Origin of the sequence: Streptomyces sp. XH2 (assembly GCF_049725035.1) — a bacterium.
Taxonomy (GTDB): Bacteria; Actinomycetota; Actinomycetes; order Streptomycetales; family Streptomycetaceae; genus Streptomyces; species Streptomyces roseoverticillatus.
The window spans coordinates 1-18,306 of the sequence record NZ_JBMMMZ010000032.1; the positions used below are offsets into that span (position 1 = coordinate 1).

Genomic DNA, 18,306 nt, shown 5'->3' on the forward strand with positions numbered 1-18,306 from the left:
AGGGGGTGCGGGAGCGGGGGCCGGGGGCGCGGGAGGAGGTGCTGGAGCCGGGGGCGCAGGAGCCGGGGGCGCCGGTGGTGCGGGTGCTGGTGGTGGGGCGGGCGCGGGAGGCGGTGGAGCGGGGGGCGCGGGCGGTGCAGGGGCCGGTGGGGCGGGAGGTGCCGGAGCCGGTGGGTCGGGGGCCGGGGGTGCAGGGGCCGGTGGGGCAGGAGGCGCGGGAGCCGGTGGGGCGGGCGCGGGCGGGGCGGGCGGTGCGGGCGGGGCGGGAGCAGGCGCCGCGGGAGCGGGGGCCGGTGGGGCAGGAGCGGGGGCAGCGGGCGCGGGCGGAACGGGAGCCGGAGCGCCGGGCGCAGGCGCGGGTGGAGCAGGCGCCGGGGCTCCGGGCGCAGGCGGGGCAGGAGCCGGGGGTGCCGGGGCTGGTGCGGGTGGAGCGGGCGCAGGCGGGGCGGGCGCAGGTGCCGGAGGCGCGGGGGCCGGGGCTCCAGGCGCAGGCGGGGCAGGAGCGGGTGGTGCAGGTGCCGGTGGCGCGGGGGCAGGTGCGGGAGGGGCAGGAGCGGGAGGCGCGGGAGCGGGAGGCGCGGGGGCAGGTGGAGCAGGAGCGGGAGCTCCGGGGCCCGGGGGCGCGGGGGCGGGCGGCGCCGCGTTGCAGCGGTACAGCCACACGTGCACCTTCGCGGTGACCGCCTGCGCGGTGGCGTCCACGCACCCGTCCCTGTCGGTCGCCTCCGCCTGCACGGCTCCGCCCAGCAGACTCACCTTGGCGTGCGAAGGCGGGCGTGGCGGCAGCCTCGGCAGGTTGTGCAGGACGGCGTTCACCGACGTGTTGCCCAGCGAAGCACTCGCGCCGCCGTCGTCCGCCGCAGCCCCGCCCGTCACCGTGAGGACGACAGTCGTGGCCAGCACCACTGCGTACCCTGTTCTCCGCCACCCCGTCACGCGGAACAGCCTGCACGCCCCGTCAGCGCAGCCGCCTCGCGCTTCCCCGAGATTCCTCCGATAGACGGAAAACCAGGCCATCACCCCCTCTCAAGGTTTGCGCGGGCACTTCACCGCAACAGAGACCGGGACGGCCCGCGGCACTGCGGCGGGAGCCGTTGATCTAGCCTCTGTGCATGCGCATCGACGGCATCTCTCCCTGGCTTGACGAGCACGGCGCGAGCGCGGGTCCGGTGTCGCTCTCAGGTGAGTTCGATGCGTACCTGTGCACGCTTCCGTGGGCGGGATCGGGCATCGACTGGCGGGAGATCCCGCATCGCTCGCTCGCACTGGACGGCGTCTCGGACGACGAGGCGGTGGAGTGGGCCCGGCGGACGCCCATGGCCCTGCACGAACACGTCCTGCTGATCGATTCGGCTTCCGAGCCGGGAGTGGTGTGCCGCTTCGAGGATGCCGTGCGGGACTTCGAGCTGCTGTCCGGCCGACCGGAGCTGTACATGTGCGGTGTCGACCTCGTGGGCGGCGAAGTGCGCCCGGTCTTCGGCCGCTTCATCGAGCGACGGTCCTTCATGACGCTCAACGCCCGCGTCTGACTGCCGGGCCTCCCTGCCTCTTCCGCCCTCCCCCGGATGGAGCAGCACCGCCCGCGCCGCCGCCCGGAAGAGCGTAAGACGGAGGTGGCGGACGGGGGCGCCGGGAGGAGCGGAATGCAGATCGTGGTCGATCTCAACCGGTGCCAGGGCTACGCGCAGTGCGTGTTCCTCGCCCCGCAGGTGTTCGAGCTGCACGGCGAGGAGGCGCTGCTGTACGTCCCGGCCGTTCCCGACGGCCAGGACGAGCACGTGCGCCGGGCCTCGGCGGCATGTCCGGTGCAGGCCATCGCGGTCGGGGAGCAGGCGGGCGGCGACGCCGGTGTTCAGTGAGGCGCGCGACGGGCGGCGCGACGGGCGGATCGTCATCGTCGGGGCCTCGCTGGCCGGGCTGCGGGCGGCCGAGACGCTCCGTGACGAGGGGTTCGAGGGCGAGCTGACCCTGGTCGGGGACGAGCCGCGGCTCCCCTACGACCGGCCGCCGCTGTCCAAGCAGGTGCTGCTCGGGAAGGCGGGGGCCGAGCACTGCGGGCTGCCGGGACGGCGCCCGCTCGGCGCGCGGTGGAGGCTCGGCGTGCCTGCCGCCGGGCTCGACCCCACCGGGAAGAGTGTGGTGCTCGCCGACGGCGAGCGCCTGCCCTTCGACCGGCTACTGATCGCCACCGGCACCCGCGCCCGCCCCTGGCCCGTCCCCGACGAGGCCGCGCTGGAGGGCGTGTTCACGGTCCGCACCAGCGACGACGCGGGCCGCCTCGCCGCGGCCCTGGACGCCGGCCCGGGCCGGGTGCTGGTCATCGGCGCCGGGTTCACCGGTTCCGAGGTCGCCTCGGCCTGCCGGGAGCGCGGCCTGGAGGTGACGGTCGCCGAGCGCGGCCGGGCGCCGCTGATCGGCGCGCTGGGCGGCACGGTTGGCGACTGGGCCACCAAGCTGCAGCGGGCGCACGGGGTCGACCTGCGCTGCGGGGTCACCGTCACCGCGCTGAAGGGTTTCGGCGGCCGGCTCACGGGTGCCGAGTTCTCCGACGGGAGCCGGATCGAGGCCGACGTCGCGGTGGTCTGCCTGGGCGCGGTCCGCAACACCGAGTGGCTGGCCGACTCGGGGCTCGCGGCCGGGCCCCGGGGCGTGGCCTGCGACGCGGGGTGCCGGGTGTTCACCATGTACGGGATCGTCACGGACGACGTCTTCGTCGCCGGTGACGTGGCCCGCTTCCCGCACCCGCTCTTCGAGTACCAGATGATCGCCCTGGAGCACTGGGGCAACGCGGTCGCCCAGGCCGAGGTGGCCGCCCACAACATGGTCTCCCCCGGCCCGCTCCGGCGGCCCCACCTGGCCGTGCCGTCGTTCTGGTCCAGCCAGTTCGGCCTCAGCATCAAGTCCGTGGGCGTGCCCACCTTCTCCGACCAGGTGGTGATCGCCCAGGGCTCGCCGGAGGACCGCCGTCTGGTCGCGGTCTACGGCTACCGCGGGCGCATCACCGCCGCGGTGACCGTCGACCGGGCCAAATGGCTGGAGCACTACCAGCGCCTGATCGAGACCGCCGCGCCCTTCCCGCCCGGCCCCGGCGCCACCGACCGCCTCGCGGATCTGGAGCCGGTCCCCTCCGACGTCCCCGACCCGCGGGTCCTCACCCACGGCCCGACCGTCGCCCTCACCGGCCACCTTCCGGACCGCCGCCTGACGCTGATCCGGCCCGGCGGCTGACCCAGGAGCCCGTCCCATGTCCTCGTCCTCGTCCTCGTCCTCGTCCTCGTCCTCCGAAACCCTCTTCCGCCGGATCACCGACTACGCCCACCGCGCCGACCCCTACCCCCTGTACGCCGAGCTCCGCGAGCACAAGGTCGCGCGGCAGGAGGACGGCAAGTACCTGGTGGGCACCTACGACGAGATCGCCGCGCTGCTCCACGACCCGCGCGTCAGCTCGGACGTGCGCAACCGCACCGAGCCCGACCCCGCCCTCCTGCCGCCGGAGGGCCTGCCGCCCGCCTTCATCGGCCGGGACGACCCCGAGCACGACCGCCTCAGGCGCCTGGCCATGCGGCCCTTCGGCCCGCCCCACTCCCCCGGCCGCGTCGACGCGCTGCGCGGCGACATCGCCCGCATCGCCGAGCGGCTCGCGGACGGCCTCCGGGACAAGGAACGCTTCGACCTCGTCGACGACTTCGCCTTCCCGCTGCCCGTCACCGTCATCTGCGACCTGCTCGGCGTACCCTCCGGGGACATCCCCCAGGTCCACGCCTGGGCCGACACGGTCGTCACCGGACTGGACTTCACTCCCGGGGAGGACCCCGGGCCGCGGCGGCGCGCCGCGCAGGAAGCCCGGGCGGCGATGGGCCTGTACCTCGGCGAGCTCGCCGAGCAGCGGCGTCGTCACCCCACCGGTGACATGCTCTCCGCCCTGGCCAACGATGGCGGGCAGGACGGACGGCTCACCCAGGAAGAGCTGATGGTCACCACCGTCCTGCTCCTGATCGCCGGGCACGAGACCACCGTCAACCTCATCACCAACGGCATGCTCACCCTCCTCCGCAACCCCGGGGCGCTGGAACGGCTGCGCGCCGAGCCCGAGCTGATGCCCAGGGCCGTGGAGGAGGTGCTGCGCTACGAGCCTCCCGTGCAGTTCCTGCCGCAGCGCACGCCGCTGGCCGACATCGAGGTCGCCGGAGTGACCATTCCCGAAGGCGTGCCGCTGGTCCTCGTCCTCGCCTCGGGCAACCGTGACCCGCTGCGCTTCCCCGACCCCGACCGCTTCGATCCCGCCCGCGAGGACAACCAGCATTTCGGCTTCGGCAGCGGCATCCACAACTGCTTCGGCGCGCCCCTCGCCCGCCTGGAGGCGCAGATCGCCCTCACCACGCTGGTCAACCGCCTCGGCAGCCCCCGGCTGCTGGAGGACCCGCCGGAGTACCGCAACAGCCCCGTCCTGCGCGGCCCCCGCCACCTGCCTCTCGCGCAGGCGGAGCGCTGACCGGCCGGCGGCGCCGGCCTTCATGACCCCGGCCATGACCCCGGCCCCTATTACCTTGCGGTGCAAGATACTCCTGAACTATCTTGCACCGCATGGGAAAGGAACCCACGGGGCCGAGGGAACAGCGGCACAGCCAACTCCTGCGCGGGGTGCTCGACCTGTGCCTGCTGGCACTCATCGCCGAGCGTCCGCGCTTCGGCTACGAGATCGTCGAGGCCCTCGGCGAGAGCGGCCTGGAGCTGGTCAGCGAAGGCAGCATCTATCCGCTGCTGGCCCGCATGGAACGGAACGGCCTGGCCGACACCTACCGGGCGCCGTCACCGTCGGGCGGCGCACCGCGGAAGTACTACCGGCCGACGGAGGCCGGACTGGCCGAGCTGGAAGCCGGCCGCACGGCCTGGCTGGCCTTCAGGGGCGCCGTCGACCAGGCGCTCTCGGCCGGAACAGCGCAGGAAGACACACCGGAGGAAGGCAGATGACGCCCGATCAGATCCTCGACCGCTGCCGTACCGAGTGGATGTTCCACGACATACCCCGCGACGCCGTCGACGACATGCTCACCGAGCTCCAGGAACACCTGGAGGACTCGGCGAGGGCCGGCAAGAGCGCGGCAGTCGTGGTGGGGGACGACGTGACCGCCTTCGCGAGCACCTGGGCCGCGGAGCACCCGTCCCGCCCGCCACGGAACACGCCCGGGCTCCTCGCGCGGCACGCCTACGCGGGAACCGTGGCACTGCTGCTGGGGAGCCACCTCGTCGGCCGGACCACGGAGGCCGAGCTGGTCCCCGGTTCGGTCGCGGCGGTCTGCCTCTTCAGCGCGCTGATGACGTTCACGCCGTACTGGCGGGCCGTGCTGCACTGGCCGGTGTGGCGCTGGATGCTGCTGTCCTGCGCCCTGTCGGCCGTACTCCTGGTGTTCTTCCTGATCGGAAAGGAACCGGTGCTGCTCCGCGTGCCGCTGTGGGCCACGGGGCTGTTCCTGCTTCCCGGCCTCGTGGCGTCCGCCGTCTCGTGGTGGCGCGGCAAGCGCGGGGAGCGGGCGGCCGCCGCATAGCGGGGGCCGCCGGGCAGCGGCCTGCTCCACGCACTCGGTCACGGCGGACGACGTCAGTGGTCGACGGTGACCACGATCTTTCCGACCTGGGCACCCGCCTCCATGTAACGGTGCGCCTCGGCGATCTCTTCAAGGCCGAAGGTGCGGTCCACGGCGGGCCGGAAGGCGCCGGTACGCAGACCGGAGGCGACGAAGGCCTCGGCCCGGCGCAGTCGCTGCGGATCCGTGGTCGTCTCGAAGAGGGTGAAGGTGCGCATGTTGAGCGCGGGCATGCCGAGGTCGAAGCCGGGGTAGGGCGTCAGCTTGCCGCTCAGCGCCCCGTACAGGAAGAGCGTGCCGCCGGGGGCGACGGCCTTGGCCAGGTCCACCACGCCGGGGCCGGCGATGGCGTCGAAGACGAACTCGGCGCCGCGCCCCCGCGTCAGGCCCAGCACCCGCTCGACGACGTCCTCCTCCTCGGTGACGATCACCTCGGCCGCGCCGGCTTCGAGGAGGGCGTCCCTCTTGGCGGTGGTGCGGGTGGTGGCGATGGGAACGGCGCCGACGCGCTGGGCGATCCGGATCGCGGCCAGGCCCACGCTGCTGGAAGCCGCGGTCAGCACGACCGTGTCCCCGGCACGCATGCCGCCGACCTCAACGAGTGCCCCGTAGGCCGTCAGGTACGGCATCCACACCGCAGCGCCCTCGACCGCGCCGAGCCCGTCGGGGCGGTGCACCACCGCGGACGCGGGGACGATCGCACGCTCGGCGTAGACGGCGTAGTCGTTCATCGAGAACGCGGGCACCACGCTCACCGGCTGACCGGCCGCGAACCCCGTCACGCCCGCCCCCACCGCCTCGACCACTCCGGCGGCCTCGGCCCCGAGCCGGGCGGGGAACTCCTTGGCCGACTCGATGTAGTGGCCGCTGCGGAACAGCACCTCGGCACGGTTGAGCCCGATCGCGTCCACGCGGATCAGCAGCTCGCCGGGCCCGGGCTCGCCGACCTCCACGTCCTCCAGCCGCAGCACGTCCGGTCCGCCGTGTTCGTGGAACCGCACCGTTCTGGCCATCACGCATCCCCCTTCGGTCGATGACGGTTGCGCGGACGCGCGCCGTCGTGCCTCACTCAAACCCAAAGTACGATCACTGTCAAACTTTGATGTGCGTCATACTTTGATGTGCGTCGCAGGACGCGAGCAGGAACACGGCGCAGGAATAGGAATACGTCTCAGGACACGAGCAGAAAGGCGGCGCACGACGATGACGACCGCACGGCGAAGCGGGCGGGAGCGCGTCCCGCCGCACCCCGACCTCCGCACGATCACCCTGCAGCAGGTGCTGGAGGCCCTGGTCGACCCGGTGCGCCGCCGCATCGTCCGCGAGCTGGACGCCGCCGGCCGGGACCTCACCTGCGGCACGATCGACCTGCCGGTCAGCAAGTCCACCGCCACCCACCACTTCCACGTGCTGCGCGAGGCCGGCCTCATCCGCCAGTACTACGTCGGCACGTCCCGCATGAACACACTGCGCCGCGACGAGTTCGACGAAGCCTTCCCGGGCCTGCTGAGCGCGCTGCTGGCACAGCGCGATCCGCAGTGAACCGCGGGGCACGGCCTACCATGACCTCATGATCAGTTCCTCGCCGACCGTTCCCTTCGGCCGCTTCGACGCGTCATGGCCCGCCGCAAGCCGGCCCGACCTCGTCGCGGACCCCGTGGCCGCGGCACTCGGGAAGTGGGACGACGACGCCGGGCCCGTCGAGTCCGTGCTGGTCGTCGACACCGATCCGGAGGTGGCCGACACCGCGGCCTTCAGCGCGGCGTACGACGTCCCCCTGGACGTCTCGGCGAACTGCGTCGTCATCGCCGCCAAACGCGGCGGGGCGGTGACGCACGCGGCGTGCGTCGCCCTCGCGACCACACGCGTCGACGTCAACTCGGCGGTGCGCAAGCGCCTCGGGGCCCGTAAGGCGTCGTTCGCTCCGATGGACACGGCCGTGGCGGAGACGGGCATGGAGTACGGCGGGATCACCCCCGTCGGCCTGCCGGAGGGATGGCCCCTGCTCGTCGACGAGGCCGTCGCCGCCGCTCCGTACGTCCTCATCGGCAGCGGCAAGCGCCGCAGCAAGCTGATCCTGCCCGGCGCGCTCCTGGCCCGGTTGCCGAACGCCGAGGTCGTCACCGGCCTGGCTCTCTGAGAACGCCCCGTACACGGCTACGGGCCGGGACCGGGGCAACGCCTTCCGGTACCGGCCCCTCTCCTGCGGATGCGGTTACTCCCCCCGACCGATCCGCTTCCGCCAGGTGCCGGACCAGCCCGAGCAGCGAGATCCCGGAGGGCGGAACGGACTTCCACCTGAGATGGCCCGCGATCAGCCCGGCACACTTCATGGCGCGGAGCAGCGGATACGGGCCCCCGGAAATACCTCGCGGGTTCGCGGCGGGGCACGTTACGGTCACCGCGATGATGACTTCCTCTCGTGACAGATTGGGGGTCCCGTCCGCGCAAGGTGAGTGCTGATGCTCACTCAGACCGCGACAGGGGATCCCCGCCTTTCCTTCTGGCTGCGCGTGCGCGAGTTCGCCGTGCCGGCGTCCATGATCGAGTCTGCGACCGCCCGCCGCCGTGCCGGGGACTGGGCGGGGGCGTGCGCCGCCGCAGGCATCGTTGCCGACCTCAACCTCCGTTCCGTGGCGCGTCGTCACGGCCGGGAACTCGCGGCCCTGATCCGGGCCGACCTCCGCCGTCTCGCGCCCGACCTGCTGCGCTGGCACATGCCGAGGATCACACCCGACGGGCTGCTGCGGCCGGGCTGACCATCGCCCTGGCCCGGTACGACACCCCGGGGCGGGACGGCGCGTGTCCGCCGCACCTGGTGGTCCGGACGCCGCCCGCCTGGGCGGACGCCGGACAGCGGATCAGCCTCGCACTGTGGGACGGAGCGCACACCGGGCCCGCCCGCCATCACCCGCACCCCCACCCCGACCGGCGCTTCCGCCTCGACCTGCATCGTCACTTGTGGGACGCGCACAGGGCGGATGAGCTGCGGGTACGGTCCGGGGCCGACAAGCGGCCGGACGCCGGCGACTCGGTCATGCCCGCCCTGGAGCTGCCGGGGACGGTGCCGCAGGGGTATCACTGCGCGGTCGACCGGTGGGCGGCCGAGGCGCGGATCCTGCTCCGCTCCGAGGGCCGGCCAGCCGGTGCCGTGGCCGTACGGCACGGGGCCCGCCGCCGGCTGATCCTGGACCTGGCCGCGGACGGGAACGACGCGACGCCGCCCGAACTGCGGGTCACGGCGGCGGACAAGGCGGGCGACGCCTCCGCGCTGCCCGTCCTGCCCGACGCGGCGACCTGGGTGCTGCCCGACCTGGAGCTGATCCGGACCGGCGCGATCGAGGCCGGCCGGCTGCATCCGCTGGTCGCCTCCGCACTGGTGCCGGGCCACTCGCAGGCCGGGCCGCCCTGCTCCGGCTCGTGCTCGAACGGCGGATCGGCGCCCTGCGCCTGCCGCCCGGGGTCCGGATCGTGGCCGCCGCCAATCCGCGGTCCTCGGCCGCCGACGGCTGGGAGCTGAGCCCGCCGCTCGCCAACCGGTTCGTCCACCTCCAGTGGATCCACGACCACGAGGTCGTCGTCCGTGGCCTCGGCGGGACCTGGCCCCGGGCGACGCTGCCGCGACTCGGGCGGGAGAAGCTGCCGGAGGCCGTGGACCTCGCCCGCCGCGCGGTGTGCGGGCTCCTCGCCGCCCGCCCCAAGCTCGTGCACCAGCTGCCCGGCAGCGAGACGCGCCGGGGCGGCGCCTGGCCGTCGCCCCGCAGCTGGGAGTCGGCCCTGACCCTGATCGCCTTCGCGACCGCGGCCGGATCTTCCCGGGAAGTGCTGTCCCTTCTGGTCAGGGGCACCGTCGGGGACGGTCCGGGGCTGGAACTGCTGGCGGCCCTGGACCGGATGGACCTGCCGGACCCCGAGACCCTGCTCGCCGACCCCGCGAGTGCCGTCCTGCCCGAGCGGGGGGACCTGCGCCAGGCCGTGCTCGACGACGTGGTGGAGGCGGTCCGCGGCCGCCCGGAGAAGGCCCGCTGGGACGCGGCGTGGGAGCTGCTGGCCCGGGCGGCGGAGACCGGGGCCCCGGACCTGGTGGTCGTCCCCGCGACCACGCTCGCCACGCTGCGCCGCGAGGACTGGGACGTCCCGGCCGCCGTGCCGGACGGTGGTGGGCCTCTTCCCGCGGCAGCGGGCGGGCTCGTCCTGGAGCGAGGACGGTCCCGAGTACGAGCCGGACGCGCCGCCGGCGTGGGCGAGGGTGGTCGACATCGGCTCGTAGCCGACCGGGATGCCGGGCCCGGGTGGCCGCTCCCGCGCCCGGGCCCGAGTCGTCGCACCCGCATCACGTGCCGGGCCGCGTCTCCGGCAAAACAACTACCCCGGCACGCTTCTAGATTGCTAGCATCCTAACCATGGCTGCCGAGAGACAGGTGAAGCAGTTCAACGTCTACCTGCCCGTCGACCTCGTCCGCGAGGTCAAGCACCACGCTGTCGACACCGAGCGGTCGCTCTCCGCGATTGTCGAGACGGCCCTGACCGAGTACCTCCAGCGCGTCGCCGCCGCTGGGAAGGAAGGAGAGCGTGCATGACGACTGACGGCATCGAGGGGTTCCTCATCGAGACCCGCAACTACGGTGCGACCGCTGCTTTCTGGAAGTCGCTCGGCTTCGAGAACGTGCTGGAGACCGACCACGGCTCCGGGCACTGGTCCCATCCGGGCGGCGGGCCCTACGTGTTCATCGTCGAGCAGCACGAACGCGAGCTCGTCACCCACCCCGTGCTGAAGGTGGCCGACGCCGAGGCCTTCGCGCCCGGACGCGCGCCGGATTTCGCCCAGCGGTTCACGCCGACGCACTGGGGCGTCCGGCAGGCGCTGGTCCGCGACCCCGACGGGCGGATCGTCGCCCTCGAAGCCCCGCTCCTCGATGACAAGGACGGAAACGACGGCACGGAAGGACAGCACCATGGATGACGGGCAGCACCTCTCCCGCGCGCACGAACCCGACCACACCGCCGTGCGCGTCGCCCTGTGGCGCGCCCTTCACGTCCAGGCCGACGCCCCGCCGCACGTGCTCGACGACGAGATCGGGCTCGAGCTGGCCGGCCCCGGGCACGACTGGCGCGAGCGCGGCGACATGACCATGCCGGGGGTCAGCGGCGTCCGCGCGTCCATCGTCGCCCGCGCCCGCTTCGTCGAGGACCTCGTCGCCGAACGCGCCGACGCCGGCGCCACGCAGTACGTCATCCTCGGCGCCGGCCTGGACTCCTTCGCGCAGAGGCGCACCGAACTCGGCTCCCGCCTCAGGGTTTTCGAGGTCGACCAGCCGGACACGCAGGCGTGGAAGCGGCAGCGCCTGGCCGGGCTCGGTTACGGCATCCCGTCGTGGCTGACCTTCGTACCCGTCGACTTCGAGGCCGGCGACTCATGGTGGGAGCGGCTGACCGCCGCCGGGTTCGATCCGCAGAAGCCGGCGGTCGTCGCGTCGACCGGCGTCAGCATGTACCTCACGCGCGAAACCAACGCCACGACGCTGCGCCAGGTCGCCGCGCTCGCGCCCGGTTCCATGTTCGCCACGACGTTCCTGCTGCCGCTGGACATGCTCGACCCGGACCAGCGGCAGGTCCAGGAGTTCTCGATGCGTAACGCCGCCGCATCGGGCACCCCGTTCATCAGCCTGTACTCACCGGATGAGATGCGGCAGGCGGCTCTGGAGGCGGGGTTCACGAAGGCCGTGCACGTGTCCCCCGACGACCTGGCCGCTCGCTACTTCGCCGGCCGCCCCGACGGTCTGCGCCCGCCCAGGGCCGAACAATTCCTCGTGGCCGAGGTGTAGCCGGCGGGCAACGCGACGCCGCTCCCGGCGCCGCGCGGGAAGCGGCTCTGCAGGCCCCCGCCTACGTCGAGATTCAGCCAATACGCAGAGAGGTTGCGTAATACTCCAGGGGGCGCGCCGGGATCGTCGCCGCCCGCCGCGCCCCCGTCGATCACGGCTCCCGCCCCGACGGCCTGCAGAAACAATTCACGCCACCCAAACCTCAAATCTCGCTGTTTTCCCTCCACTTGGAGCCGCATCGAGCCCGTACGGCCGCTCCCGCCAGTGAACTTTCCTGTTTTCGCGGTATCCCCACCAGTCCCGTCGTGAGCCGGGTGCACCCCGGGTAGCATGCTCGGCCTGTTGTCGTGCACACGATCGTGCGGCCGTTTTTCGGCCGCACGCCCACTCAAGGGGGACCGCTTGACAGCCCGCGGAACACTGCTGACGGCCGCGGCCGTGGGGGCACTGGCCCTCGGCGTCACCTCGCCGGCCGCCGCCCAGGGGCAGGAGAAGCAGCAGCAGACGAGGATCGAGATCCGGGAGGCACAGCCCTCCGAGATACCCCAGGACGCGGCGCTCAGCGCGCAGGCGGCGGGGTGCCGGGTCGGGGAGCAGGTCTCCGACCGCTTCTCCTCCTGCGCCGAGAAGTACCTGATCGTCTCGATCGTGGAGATCCCGAGCGGAAAGGTCATCGGGACGGCCCTGTTCGACTCGAAGAACAAGACGAGGCTCAACTACAAGTCCGCCACCTGGGAGCAGGAGGCGGAGCTGAAGATGGTCAGGTCCTTCGGCGTCGCCAAGTTCGGCACGATGGCCAGCGCCGAGGTGGACTGCAAGGCGTCCCAGGGGAACGGCTGCACCTCCACGCCCGGCATCGTCGGTCCCAAGCTCTTCTGGGGCCTGTGGGGCACCTCGACCAACACGTACACGTTCAAGGTGAACTCCCCGGGCGACGCCCTCGTGGGGCACGCACCGCAGACGAAGGTGACGGTCAGCCACCCGTCCAGTCCCGAGAAGGCCCACTTCACCCTCGGCAACATCGCTCCGGTCCGCTGCGACAGCGCGAAGAACATCGGCAACATCGGCCGCGGCTGCGTGCACCCGCTGGTGAAGCCCGTCTACCGGCTGAGCAAGGGCGACAAGGCGGTCAAGGGCGTCGCCGAGCACATCGAGGACGCCCAGAAGCACAAGCTGAAGAAGCCCTGGGGCGTCGTGGACAAGGGGTACCCGCTGCACAGGCTGCCCAACGGCGACCTGTCCAGGGCGAACCGGGACACGGCCTGCACGACGGCCGTGAAGAACAGCTACAAGCCCAAGAGCTGCGACGAGTACCCCTTCGCCGGCAGCTACGAGGGCGCGGCGCTCAATCCGGACTACTCCACCGCTCCGGTGCCGCTGAGCGAGAACCGCACGGAGGGCGGGTTCAAGTACCGCGGCCGGTTCATCATGCAGAACCGGGTCCTGGACTACGATGAGTTCTGGGTGGAGATCACCAAGTAGCCGCAGTCCAGAGGATGGAGCGGGTCGTGCCGGACCTGATCGGGGCCGCCACGGCCCGCTTGTCCGTCCCCGAGGGCCAGTACGCGATCCTGAGCCCCGGGGCGGAAGACGCGCAGGACAGCATTCCCGGTACCGGCGAGGTGGCCGCCACCGGCCTGTTCGCCGCGGGCACCGACGGTGCGCTGGTCATCACGGGTACGGACCAGGGCGACATCGGCATCCGCGTGGAGCTGTGGAACGGTGCCCCCGCCGTCGACGACACCGCGTGGGAGGACATCGTCGAGGACAGCTACACCGCGACCGGGACCGCGCACGTGGTCAATGTGGAGGGCGGGCCGGCCGGGCTGCCCGACCTCGCCTGGTCCGGGCCCGGCACGTACCGGATGCGGGTGAGCGTGCGCGGCCGGGACCTGGGCGCGGACGACGACGGCACAGGGACGGAGCAGGCCGGTCCGGCGCCGGTGGAGGAGCACCTGATCCAGGTCTGGCCCGCGCCGCCGGCTCCGCCGCACGCGCTCAAGCTCACCGACGAGCTGGGAGAGACCTGGCGCCGCGAGGCCGCCGAAGGGTAGTCCTTCAAGGACACCTGCAGCGACGTCGTTCGTAGGTCACCTGCAGCGAAAAGGTCACCCGCCGCGCGTGGGCGGTGCCGCTCCCCGGGCCAGGAGCACCGCGCCGTCCAGGGACGACAGCGCGCCGAGCGCGGCGGGCCGGAGGAGGATCTCCGGTCCCTCCGGCCGTTCGAGCTGCCGCACCCGGCGGGACACCTCCTCCACATAGCCCGGCAGCCCCGCGGCGAAGCCGCCGCCGACCGTCACGAGCCGGGGGCGCACCAGTTCGCACAGGCTCACGACGGCGGCGGCGAGGGCGGCGGCGCCCTCCCCCACCGTCTCCAGGGCCCACGGCTCCGCCTCCTGCCAGGCCTCCCGCAGCGCCTCGAACCCGACGTCGCGGCCGAGCCGCCGGGCGGCGCGCCGGAGGACCGCCCGCCCCGAGGCGACGGACTGCACACAGCCGTGCCGCCCGCAGTCGCAGCGCTCCCCCGCCCGGTCGACGATCACGTGCCCGACCTCGCAGGAGCCCCGCGCCGTGCCGGGGCACAGGACGCCGCCGAGCACCATGCCGCCGCCGACGCCCGTTCCGACGCCGAAGTGGACGAGGTCCGGGCAGCCCGCGGCCCCGGCCTCGGCCAGCGCCGCGAGGTCTCCGTCGTCCGCCAGGCGCACCTCGGCCCCCGGCCACAGGCCCGTCAGTTCCCGTACGAGGTCCAGGCCCCGCCAGGAGGGCCGGTTCGGCCAGCCCCGCACGCGCCCGGAGGCATCCAGGGTCGCGGGTACGGCGACGCCCACCGCGGTCACCGGATCACCCGCCGGTGCCCGGCGCAGGGCCGCCACGGCGGCAGCGAGAGCGGCCAGGTCGGCGGCCGCACCGCCGTCGGCGGGCCAGGGGAACGTGCTGTGCACCGGCCCGGCTCCGGCACCGGTGTCGGGCTCCAGCCGGAGCGCCACCTTGGTGCCCCCGAGGTCGACGCCCAGGACGCTCATGCCGGAGCCGTGGGAGCGCCGGGGCCGCCGATCCTGAAGAACTCGCGGTAGAGGGGGAGCTGTTCGGTCAGCATCGGCTCCCCGTAGTGCACGGGGAGGCCCGCCTCCTCGGCGGCGCGGAGGAGGGCCGTGCGGCGCGGCTTCATGACGATGTCGGCCACGAGGGTGCCGTGCGCGAGACCTGCCGGATCGAAGGGCAGCGGGTCGTCCGGGCGCATCCCCATCGGGGTGGCGTTGACCATGATGCCGGCGGCGACCGGCCCCTTCGTGGCGGCGATCCGGCCGGGCCACCGTACGGCGAGCCTGCCGGCGAGGGCGTCGGCGCGGGCCGCGTCCCGGTCCCATACGGCGACCTCGGCTCCGGCCCCGAGCAGCGCCACGGCGATGGCACTGCCGGCGCCGCCCGCTCCCGCCTGGGCGACGCGCACCCCGCGCGGGTCGCACCCCGCCGCGCGCAGTCCCCGGACGAAGCCCTCCCCGTCGAAGTTCTCCGCGAGCCAGCGCCCGTCCGCCTCCCGGCGCATCGCGTTGGTGGAGCCGCTCAGCGCGGCGGCGGGGCTGACGTCGTCGGCGAACCTCAGACAGGCCGCCTTGTGCGGAACCGTGATCAGCAGTCCGTCGAGGTTCCTGGTCTCCCGCAGCCCCCGGAGGGCCTCGTCGAGGCCCTCCGGGCGGACGTGGAGCGGGACGAGGACGGCGTCGGTGCCGAGCCGCCGGAAGAGGGGGTTGAGCAGCCCGGGGGCCCGCACCTGTGCCACGGGGTCCCCGATGACCGCGAACAGCCGTGTCGTCCCGGAGATCTCCGGGCCTGCGCCGGGGGCGGGCCCCGGTGCGGAGTCGCTCATGCCGCTCGCTCTCCTTCCCCGGCCGGTGACACCGGCCGGTCCGGTGGCTCCCCTTGGCTCCTGTGGCTCTCTTCGGCTCCTGACACCGCGCTCCCCCGCCGCCGGTGTTCCTCAGCGCAGCCAGGGAACGTCGGCCCCCTCGCGGTCCAGGCCATCCTCGATGGCCCGGCAGATGCTGCTCAGCTGGCCGGCCTGCTCCGGGGTCAGGCTGTCGAAGACGGCCCTGCGCACGGCGGCGACATGGCCGGGAGCCGTCCGCGCGACCATCTCCCCGCCGCTGTCCGTCAGGACGGCCTCCTGCCCCCGCCGGTCGTCCGGGCAGGCTTCGCGACGCGCCCAGCCGGACTTCTCCAGGCGGGAGACGGCGTGCGACAGCCTCGGCCGGGTGATCTTCGCGCGGCGTGCCAGCTCGCTCATGCGCATCCGCCGGTGCGGAGCCTCGGAGAGCAGTGTGAGCAGCCCGTAATAGAGGTGGGGGACGCCCGCCTGCCGCTGGAAGCACCGGTCCAGGTAGTCCTCCACCAGCCGGGTGGCGTACACGAAGTTCCGCCAGGTGTGCTGCTGCTCTTCGGTGAGCGGGCCCGGCGCGGCCGGCGCGTCAGAGCCCACGGGACCTCCCGGTGACGGTGCGGCGTTCACGGATCACCCGGAGGCCTGCCGGGACTTGGGCAGGAACACGATGGCGAGCATGCTCACCACGATGATCACCCCGGACACGAGGAACGCCCGCCCGTAGCCCGCGGCCAGCGCTTCCGGGCCACCGCCCCCCGCACCGGCCGTGCGGCTCGCCGCGACCGAGGCGAGGACGGACAGCCCCAGCGCGCCGCCTATGGTGCGCGAGGTGTTGGCGAGCCCGGCCACGAGCCCCGATTCGGACGGGCCGACCCCGGAGGTGGCGAAGACCGCCAGCAGCGTCATCATCAGGCCCGCGCCGAAGGAGAACGCGATGCCGGGCCCCAGCAGAGTGCCCAGGAACGTGCCGCCGGCCCCCATGGCCGCCTGCCAGAAGAAACCCGCCGCCGTCAGCAGGCCGGCGAGCGCGAGCAGGACGCGCCCCTCGACCAGGCGCATGATCCGGGGCGCGAGCTGCGCGGAGAGGATGATGGAGGCGGTGTGCGGCAGCAGGGCGAGGCCGGTCTCGACGGCCGAGTAGCCCAGGACGTTCTGCATGTAGAGCGAGAGGAAGTACCACATCGCGTAGAAGGCCATGCCGCTGATCACCGTGATGACGTTGGCCACGGACACCGACCGCACGCGGAAGATGCCGAGGGGCGTCAGCGGCTCGCGGGCCCGGCGCTCCACGGCGACGAAGGCCAGGAGCGCGACGAGACCGGCGAGCAGGGGCACGAGCGACCGCGCCGAACTCCAGCCGTGCGCCTCGCTCTGCGAGATGCCGAAGGCCAGGCTTCCCACGCCCAGTGTCGCCAGTACCGCTCCGGGCAGGTCCAGCCGGCGCGCCGCCGCCTCACCGCTCCTGTTCTCCGTCAGCCACACCGCCGACGCCACGATCACGACGAGGCCCAGCGGGACGTTGATGAGCAGGACCCACCGCCAGGACAGGTAGTCGGTGAGCAGGCCGCCGATGAGACCGCCGGCGGCGCCGCCTCCCGTGCCCACCGCCGTCCACGCGGCGACGGCCTTGACCCGGCCGCTCCCCTCGGGGAACGTCGTCGTGAGGATCGTCAGCGTGGCGGGCGACAGCACGGCCGCTCCGACGCCCTGCAGGGCCCGGGCCACGATGAGCATCCACGGGGACTGGGCGAGGCCGCCCAGCAGGCTCGCCGCCGTGAACACCCCGAGCCCGAGGAGGAACACCTTCTTGCGGCCGAAGAGGTCGGACGTCCGGCCGCCCAGCAGCAGGAACCCGGCGAAGGTGATGACGTAGGCGTTGACCACCCACTGCAGGCTTCCTTCACCGATGCCGAGGCCCGAACGGATGGACGGCAGAGCGACGTTGATCACCGACACGTCGAGGATGACGACGAACTGCCCGACGCAGGCCGCCAGTACGGCCACCCATGCCGGTCCCGCACTGCGTCGCCCGGTCCGGGGGGTGTCCAGCCCGGAAGTTAAGTGTGACATGGGACGCCATCCTCCTCAGTGTGCACCTGCCGATCAATGGACCACCGGACCGATGAGCGTCATCCTTCAGAACTAGGCCTTCCGCAAAGGGCATTCGGATGTTCGGGTGTTCGGCCATTCGGAGCGTTCGGAGCGTTCGGAGCGTTCGGAGCCACGGTGATTCAGCGGGAGTCCATCACCCCGCCCGCCAGCGTCGTGCCGTCGCCGGGGTCGATGAGGAGGAAGGAGCCGGTGTGACGGGAGGCGGCGTAAGCGTCGAGGGCGAGGGGCTCGGCGGCGCGGAGGGTGACGCGCCCGATCTCGTTGGGGTCGAGGCGGCCGGGGGCGAGGTGCTGGGAGAGGTCGTCGAGGCTGAGGCGGGAGGGAATGCCTTTGACGAGGGCGCGGACGGTGCGGGTGGTGTGTTTGAGCAGGACGCGGGCGCCGGGGAGGAGGGGCTGGTCGCTGAGGTGGCAGACAGTGGCCTCGATGTCCTGGGTGACGGGTGGCGCGGCGTCGGTGGGGGTGATGAGGTCGCCGCGGGAGATGTCGAGGTCGTCGGCGAGGCGCACCGTCACCGACTGCGGGGCCCAGGCGATGTCGACGCTCTGGCCGAGGGCGTCGATGGCCGCGATCGTGCTGGTGCACCCCGACGGCAGGACGGTGACGGGCTCGCCGACACGTAGGACGCCGGAGGTGATCTGCCCGGCGTAGCCGCGGTAGTCCGGATGGGCGGGGGTCTGGGGGCGGATGGTGTATTGGACGGGGAAGCGTGCGGGTTCGGTGGTGGGGTCGGTGACGACCGGCACCGTCTCCAGGTACTCCAGGACGGTGGGTCCGCCGTACCAGTCCATGTGGGGGGAGGGGGTGACGACGTTGTCCCCGGCGAGCGCCGAGACCGGGATCGTGGTGATTTCCGGTATTCCCAGGGAGCTTGCGTAGGCGGCGAATTCCTCGGCGATCG

General features: G+C 73.1%; 19 protein-coding genes and 3 pseudogenes. 15 read left to right on the top strand and 7 right to left on the bottom strand.

Annotated elements, in window-relative coordinates; translation table 11 throughout:
* A pseudogene (locus ACOTKD_RS37845) lies at window positions 1–661 on the bottom strand (hypothetical protein); the annotation flags it as partial.
* A 451-nt stretch (window positions 662–1,112) separates the two neighbouring features.
* Here ACOTKD_RS37845 and ACOTKD_RS37850 point away from each other — a divergent pair.
* From ACOTKD_RS37850 to ACOTKD_RS37875, 6 genes are all read left to right on the top strand, one after another.
* Entirely contained in the window at window positions 1,113–1,529 is a 417-nt protein-coding gene (locus ACOTKD_RS37850) for a hypothetical protein (protein WP_424893557.1), read from the top strand.
* 114 nt (window positions 1,530–1,643) lie between these two features.
* Window positions 1,644–1,859, top strand: a complete 216-nt coding sequence (locus tag ACOTKD_RS37855) for a ferredoxin (RefSeq protein WP_424893558.1) — start codon at window positions 1,644–1,646, stop codon at window positions 1,857–1,859.
* Window positions 1,849–3,228, top strand: coding sequence for an NAD(P)/FAD-dependent oxidoreductase (locus tag ACOTKD_RS37860; protein WP_424893559.1), 1,380 nt, complete (start codon window positions 1,849–1,851; stop codon window positions 3,226–3,228). The genes ACOTKD_RS37855 and ACOTKD_RS37860 overlap by 11 nt, the downstream gene beginning before the upstream one ends.
* Before the next feature lie 16 nt (window positions 3,229–3,244).
* Window positions 3,245–4,492, top strand: coding sequence for a cytochrome P450 (locus tag ACOTKD_RS37865; protein WP_424893560.1), 1,248 nt, complete (start codon window positions 3,245–3,247; stop codon window positions 4,490–4,492).
* 92 nt (window positions 4,493–4,584) lie between these two features.
* Window positions 4,585–4,971: a PadR family transcriptional regulator gene (locus tag ACOTKD_RS37870; RefSeq protein ID WP_424893561.1), complete on the top strand. Its 387-nt coding sequence runs from the start codon at window positions 4,585–4,587 to the stop codon at window positions 4,969–4,971.
* Window positions 4,968–5,546 (top strand): hypothetical protein, encoded by a 579-nt coding sequence (locus ACOTKD_RS37875; RefSeq protein ID WP_424893562.1) that lies wholly within the window; start codon window positions 4,968–4,970, stop codon window positions 5,544–5,546. Before ACOTKD_RS37870 ends, ACOTKD_RS37875 begins: the two co-directional genes overlap by 4 nt.
* Window positions 5,547–5,599: 53 nt before the next feature.
* Here the strand turns inward: ACOTKD_RS37875 and ACOTKD_RS37880 are convergent, their stop codons facing one another.
* On the bottom strand, window positions 5,600–6,598 hold the full coding sequence (locus ACOTKD_RS37880) for a zinc-dependent alcohol dehydrogenase family protein (protein WP_424893563.1): 999 nt from the start codon (window positions 6,596–6,598) through the stop codon (window positions 5,600–5,602).
* 190 nt (window positions 6,599–6,788) lie between these two features.
* Between ACOTKD_RS37880 and ACOTKD_RS37885 the strand changes: the two genes are divergently transcribed.
* The 9 genes and pseudogenes from ACOTKD_RS37885 to ACOTKD_RS37925 all read left to right on the top strand — a co-directional run bounded on the left by ACOTKD_RS37885 (window position 6,789) and on the right by ACOTKD_RS37925 (window position 13,464).
* Window positions 6,789–7,127, top strand: a complete 339-nt coding sequence (locus ACOTKD_RS37885) for an ArsR/SmtB family transcription factor (protein WP_424893564.1) — start codon at window positions 6,789–6,791, stop codon at window positions 7,125–7,127.
* A 28-nt stretch (window positions 7,128–7,155) separates the two neighbouring features.
* Window positions 7,156–7,725: a YbaK/EbsC family protein gene (locus ACOTKD_RS37890; protein WP_424893565.1), complete on the top strand. Its 570-nt coding sequence runs from the start codon at window positions 7,156–7,158 to the stop codon at window positions 7,723–7,725.
* 322 nt (window positions 7,726–8,047) lie between these two features.
* Window positions 8,048–8,994: pseudogene (locus tag ACOTKD_RS37895) on the top strand (hypothetical protein); the annotation flags it as partial.
* A pseudogene (locus ACOTKD_RS37900) lies at window positions 8,898–9,824 on the top strand (AAA family ATPase); the annotation flags it as partial. The pseudogenes ACOTKD_RS37895 and ACOTKD_RS37900, both read left to right, overlap by 97 nt.
* Window positions 9,825–9,988: 164 nt before the next feature.
* Window positions 9,989–10,165 carry a ribbon-helix-helix protein, CopG family gene (locus tag ACOTKD_RS37905; protein WP_424893566.1) on the top strand — a complete coding sequence of 59 codons (177 nt, stop codon included), beginning with the start codon at window positions 9,989–9,991 and terminating at the stop codon, window positions 10,163–10,165.
* On the top strand, window positions 10,162–10,548 hold the full coding sequence (locus tag ACOTKD_RS37910; protein WP_424893567.1) for a VOC family protein: 387 nt from the start codon (window positions 10,162–10,164) through the stop codon (window positions 10,546–10,548). The genes ACOTKD_RS37905 and ACOTKD_RS37910 overlap by 4 nt, the downstream gene beginning before the upstream one ends.
* Window positions 10,541–11,410 carry a class I SAM-dependent methyltransferase gene (locus tag ACOTKD_RS37915; protein ID WP_424893568.1) on the top strand — a complete coding sequence of 290 codons (870 nt, stop codon included), beginning with the start codon at window positions 10,541–10,543 and terminating at the stop codon, window positions 11,408–11,410. Before ACOTKD_RS37910 ends, ACOTKD_RS37915 begins: the two co-directional genes overlap by 8 nt.
* Window positions 11,411–11,812: 402 nt before the next feature.
* The gene (locus ACOTKD_RS37920; RefSeq protein ID WP_424893569.1) at window positions 11,813–12,892 is read left to right on the top strand and encodes a NucA/NucB deoxyribonuclease domain-containing protein; all 1,080 of its coding nucleotides are present in this window, start codon (window positions 11,813–11,815) and stop codon (window positions 12,890–12,892) included.
* Between the two features lie 26 nt (window positions 12,893–12,918).
* Entirely contained in the window at window positions 12,919–13,464 is a 546-nt protein-coding gene (locus ACOTKD_RS37925; protein WP_424893570.1) for a hypothetical protein, read from the top strand.
* Window positions 13,465–13,518: 54 nt separating this feature from the next.
* Here ACOTKD_RS37925 and ACOTKD_RS37930 read toward each other — a convergent pair whose 3' ends face one another.
* The 5 genes from ACOTKD_RS37930 to ACOTKD_RS37950 all read right to left on the bottom strand — a co-directional run.
* Window positions 13,519–14,436: an ROK family protein gene (locus tag ACOTKD_RS37930; protein ID WP_424893571.1), complete on the bottom strand. Its 918-nt coding sequence runs from the start codon at window positions 14,434–14,436 to the stop codon at window positions 13,519–13,521.
* Window positions 14,433–15,281 carry a shikimate dehydrogenase family protein gene (locus tag ACOTKD_RS37935; RefSeq protein WP_424893572.1) on the bottom strand — a complete coding sequence of 283 codons (849 nt, stop codon included), beginning with the start codon at window positions 15,279–15,281 and terminating at the stop codon, window positions 14,433–14,435. The genes ACOTKD_RS37930 and ACOTKD_RS37935 overlap by 4 nt, the downstream gene beginning before the upstream one ends.
* Window positions 15,282–15,392: 111 nt before the next feature.
* Window positions 15,393–15,890, bottom strand: a complete 498-nt coding sequence (locus tag ACOTKD_RS37940; protein WP_424893573.1) for a MarR family winged helix-turn-helix transcriptional regulator — start codon at window positions 15,888–15,890, stop codon at window positions 15,393–15,395.
* A 33-nt stretch (window positions 15,891–15,923) separates the two neighbouring features.
* Entirely contained in the window at window positions 15,924–17,297 is a 1,374-nt protein-coding gene (locus ACOTKD_RS37945) for an MFS transporter (RefSeq protein ID WP_424893574.1), read from the bottom strand.
* A gap of 227 nt (window positions 17,298–17,524) precedes the next feature.
* The coding region (locus ACOTKD_RS37950; protein ID WP_424893575.1) for an elongation factor 1-alpha C-terminal domain-related protein at window positions 17,525–18,306 on the bottom strand (782 nt) is incomplete at its 5' end.